Genomic DNA, 4,527 nt, shown 5'->3' with positions numbered 1-4,527 from the left:
ACACGTCAGAAGGGTTGGAAACTTCTTGCGCAACGGACGGCAACCACAGAAGTAAAGTTTACCCGCCGGGAAATGGCCGGTTTTCGATCGGGCAATGAGCGGAAGCGCCGTTTCGCGGGTGAACTCCGCCTCCGGCTCGGCGCCTTGAAGGACCGTCAACGCCCAATAGTCGCGCAAACCTGACTGGTTGTGGCAGAGCTGCTCCACTGTTGGCAGGGTATCACGGTAGTTGGGAATAAAGTCCCTCACATGGAGGTCGAGCGCGGCCGGATCCTCGAACTGGTCCAACAGCAGCGCGCAGGTGAATTGCTTGGAGAGCGAGCAGATCGGCAAGCGCGTAGCCGCCGTCATCGGCAGGCGCCGGTACATGTCGGCAAATCCCCAGGCATGGCGGGCTATCACCTGCCCATCCTTGACCACCCCGGCGACACCGCCCGGCCCTTTGTATCGGCGCGGCAGGAGTTTGAGCATTCGATCGAGCGCGGCGGCATCAATGGCTGTCATGATGAAGAGATCTGTGTTGGGAGCCCCATACCGAGCGCATGGTATCAGGGACGATAGATAGACCGCCGGGCCGCCGCTTGCAGCCACGGCTCGACGGCGACGGCGCCTGTCATCAGGCCGCGTCAGAGAATACCAGGTGGGTTGAAGGCCCGGCGAGCGTCAGGAACGTCAGCAGATCATCCCGCGAAAGCGCCGCGCATCCCGCCGTAGGCGTGTAATCGGGGCGGGCTATGTGCAGAAAAACGGCACTCCCCGCGCCTGCGACCGGCGGGTCATCGTTGTGGCCCAGAACGACGACGATGTCGTAGAGATCGTCATCCATCCAGAGCTCTTCGTGACTTGCGGTGAAGGGCAACTTTACCTGGCGATTATAGTCCGGATGCGAAGGGGCGTCACACCAGCCGTCCAAGCGGTCGATGGCACCCGTGCGAAACGGCGATTCCGGTTTGGCGATCCGGTCAGCACGGTAAAGGACTTGGCGGATTGGCCAACGCCCGATCGGGCTCGCGCCGTCTCCCTCGACCTTTTCGCTTGCAGCGCGCAGACCGCCGCGGCCAATAGCGCAGCGCCAGTGCTTGTCTCCATAGGAGGCCTGCCAGCCGTCCCCGTTTCGCGATACGATCAAATCCAAGCCCGAACTCCTTCCTTGACGTGAAACACCCCGATCACCGATCCAGGGGAAAATGACATGCGACGGCCCGGCCACCATGGTGTGACAACGCCGGCTCTTCGCTTCTGCAGATCGCCTGGGCGTAGGGGCAGCGCGTATGAAAGCGACATCCTGACGGCAGGTTCATCGGACTTGGAATGTCGCCGACCAGCATCGGCCTTTCGCGGTTTCTCTGATGCGGATCAGGGCGTGGGACCGCCGAGATCAGAAACATCGTGTATGGATGGCGGGGATTGGAGAAAATCTCTTCGGTCGTTCCGACCTCCACCATCCGCCCGAGGAACATTACTCCCACGCGATCGGCAAACTGGCGCACGACGCTGAGGTCGTGCGTGATAAACAGATAGGTGAGTTTCAGCTGTTCCTGCAGGTCACGCAAGAGATTCAGCACCTGCGCCTGGATCGAGACGTCGAGTGCGGAGACGGCCTCGTCGCAGACAACGAACTCCGGGCTGTTGGCAAGTGCGCGTGCAATGCCGATGCGCTGTCGTTGCCCGCCGCTGAACTGGTGGGGGTAGCGGCGCAGGAGCTGCCGGCGCAGTCCGACCATGTCGAGCAGTTCGCCGCAGCGCTTCTCGATCTCGGCCTCGGTCCCGAAACCGTGCGCGCGCAGTGGTTCCGCCAGTATGTCCTTGATCCGCATGCGGGGGTTAAGCGAAGCGTAGGGATCCTGAAAGACGATCTGCAGCTTCTTGCGCATCGCCCGCATTGCAGCTTCGTCCAGCGTGTGCAGGTCCTGGCCGCGATACCGCACAGTGCCGGCGCTCCGCTCGATCAGACGCAGCATCACGCGGCCGAGCGTTGTCTTGCCACAGCCCGACTCGCCCACCAGTGCGAAGGTCTCCCTTTCGCGAATTTCGAGATCGACGCCGTCCACGGCACGGACCACCCGCTCCGGGCGGAAGAAACCAGAGCCGATGTGGTAGTGCTTGCTCAACCCCTCGGCTGAAATGAGGACTTCGCTCACGCTTTTCCTCCTTGTTTGTCGTGCAGCCAGCAGCGGGCCTGATGCCCGTTGCCCAGATCGGTCAGTTCAGGCGACTTCAGCTTGCAGATCGGCATCGCGTCAGCGCAGCGCGGATGGAATCGACAGCCCGTGGGAAGCTTCGCGAGATTGGGCACCACGCCCGGAATGCTGTTCATGCGCGTGGCCGTGCGCTTTTCCGTTGCCATCGGGATCGAGGCAAGCAGACCTCTGGTATAGGGATGTGAAGGCCGATCGAAGAGGTCGAAAACGTTGGCACGCTCGACGATCTGGCCGGCATACATGACGTTCACCTCGTCGCACATCTCGGCAATGATGCCGAGGTCATGCGTGATCATGACGATCGCTGTACCGACCCTGTCGCGAAGCGCCATCATCAGCCGCAGGATCTGTGCCTGGGTCGTCACGTCGAGCGCCGTCGTCGGCTCGTCAGCAATCAAGAGCTGCGGTTCGCAGATAAGACCCATGGCGATCATCGCCCGCTGCCTGAGACCGCCCGACAGCTGATGCGGATAGACGTCCAGCCGTGCCGCAGGCTCCGGAATGCCGACAGTCTCGAACATGCGCAGAACCTTCTCGCGGATGGCGCGCTTGCCAAGATTGGTGTGGATGGCGAGCGGCTCGCCAACCTGCTGGACCATGGTCTTGACCGGATTCAGCGACGTCATGGGCTCCTGAAACACCATCGCGACTTCCCGGCCGCGCCAGCGGCGCATCTCGTCCCTGTTCAGTCGCGCCAAGTCGGTTCCGTTGAGCATGATGCTGTCGGCGTTCACCGTTCCCGGCGGAGTGGGCACGAGCCCCATCAGCGACAGCGCCGTCATGCTTTTTCCGGAACCGGACTCGCCGACGAGGCCGACGATTTTGCCACGCCCGACGTCGAACGAAACGCCGTCGACGACCCGCACAGGTCCGTTCTGTGTTTTGAATTCCGTGCGAAGGTTACGCACGCTCAGCAAGTTAGCCTGATCTGTCATCATCGCGCTCATCAATCTTTCATGTAGGGATCGAGCGCGTCCCGCAGACCGTCGCCAACAAAATTGAATGCCAGCACCGTTATCAGGATCGCCACCCCCGGCATGATGGCAACAAGCGGAGCCGAGAAGATGTACTCCTTACCCTTGGCCACCAGAAGTCCCCAACTCGCCTCCGGCGGCTGGACGCCCACCCCGAGAAAACTGAGGCTCGATTCCCACATGATCGCCTCGGGGATGCTGAGCGAAAACAGCACGATCAGGGTCGGGACGACATTGGGGAAGATGTGACCGCTCATGATCTTCACCTTCCTCGTGCCATTGGCGCGTGCTGCCTCGATGAACTCCTTCTCCTTGACCGCAAGTGTCTGGGCACGCACGACGCGGGCGACACCGGCCCAACCGACGAGGCTCAAGGCGATGAAAATGTTGAAGAGGTTCGCCCCGAGCGTGTACATCACCACCATCGCGAGCAACAATGAGGGGAAAGCAATCATCATATCGGCGAGCCTCATGATGATGAAGTCGATCCGACCGCCGAAGTAGCCGCTGATGATGCCCAAAACAGCTCCGATCATCAAAGAGATGAAGCTCGGGACGATGCCGACGATCAGCGAAATCCGTGCCCCGTAGAGAATACGGGTCAAAAGATCCCGGCCAAAGTTGTCCGTTCCCAGCCAAAACGTGGCGGAGGGCGGCAAGAACTGTTCGTCCATGGCCACGCGATAGGGATCGTGGGGGCTTATGAACGGAATAAAAAGCGCCACGAAGACCAGAAGGCCGACCAGGATCAGTCCTACCATCGCCATGCGGTTCTTCGCAAAAACCCTGATGCCGTCGCGCAGGAAGCTGTCGTTGCCGGCATCGTCGATGACGTCCACGTTGCCCTCTGTGATCTCTGTCATTTCGAGCCTCCCTTCATTTCATTGCGAATGCGGGGGTCGAGGACGGAATAGAGAATATCTGCGACGAGATTGCCCAGGATGACGAGCACGGTGGCGAAAAGCACGGAGCCCTGCAAAAGAGGCATGTCGCGCGCCTGAATGGCACTGACGGAGATGCGGCCCACTCCTGGAATACCGAAAATCGCCTCGGTAATAACGGCGCCGGAAAGAAGCCCCGCGACTTGGATCGCCATGATGGTGACAACCGGGATGAGAGCGTTCTTGAGCGCATGCCGACGGATGACAAGCAGTTCACGCAGGCCCTTGGCACGTGCTGTGCGAATGTAGTCATGGCGCATCACTTCAAGAAGGCTGGAGCGGGTGAGACGGGCGATCACACCGGCGGAGCTCCAACCAAGAACGATGGCCGGCATGATCACGTACTGGTAGCCGTAGAACCCTGATACGGGCAGCCACTTCAGCTTCAGGGCGAAGACGTACTGCATCAGC

At 60.8% G+C, this 4,527-nt stretch carries 6 protein-coding genes; all 6 read right to left on the bottom strand.

Annotated features, from left to right (window positions below):
• Window positions 1-504: serine hydrolase (locus tag I8N66_RS36180; RefSeq protein ID WP_291165125.1), on the bottom strand; the 504-nt coding region annotated here is incomplete at its 3' end.
• A 112-nt stretch (window positions 505-616) separates the two neighbouring features.
• Complete coding sequence (locus I8N66_RS36175; protein ID WP_113537307.1) at window positions 617-1,135, bottom strand: L,D-transpeptidase family protein; 519 nt, start codon at window positions 1,133-1,135, stop codon at window positions 617-619.
• 34 nt (window positions 1,136-1,169) lie between these two features.
• Complete coding sequence (locus I8N66_RS36170) at window positions 1,170-2,141, bottom strand: dipeptide ABC transporter ATP-binding protein (RefSeq protein WP_113537308.1); 972 nt, start codon at window positions 2,139-2,141, stop codon at window positions 1,170-1,172.
• Window positions 2,138-3,136 (bottom strand): ABC transporter ATP-binding protein, encoded by a 999-nt coding sequence (locus tag I8N66_RS36165; protein ID WP_291165120.1) that lies wholly within the window; start codon window positions 3,134-3,136, stop codon window positions 2,138-2,140. Before I8N66_RS36165 ends, I8N66_RS36170 begins: the two co-directional genes overlap by 4 nt.
• An 11-nt stretch (window positions 3,137-3,147) precedes the next feature.
• Complete coding sequence (locus tag I8N66_RS36160; RefSeq protein ID WP_113537309.1) at window positions 3,148-4,038, bottom strand: ABC transporter permease; 891 nt, start codon at window positions 4,036-4,038, stop codon at window positions 3,148-3,150.
• A partial coding sequence (locus tag I8N66_RS36155) for an ABC transporter permease (protein WP_291165116.1) occupies window positions 4,035-4,527 on the bottom strand: 493 nt, incomplete at its 5' end. The genes I8N66_RS36155 and I8N66_RS36160, both read right to left, overlap by 4 nt.

Origin of the sequence: Ensifer sp. SSB1, from assembly GCF_016652895.1 — a bacterium.
Taxonomy (GTDB): Bacteria; Pseudomonadota; Alphaproteobacteria; order Rhizobiales; family Rhizobiaceae; genus Ensifer.
The sequence above is the reverse complement of the archived record's forward strand: the minus strand, read 5'-3'. Positions and strand labels throughout refer to the sequence as shown.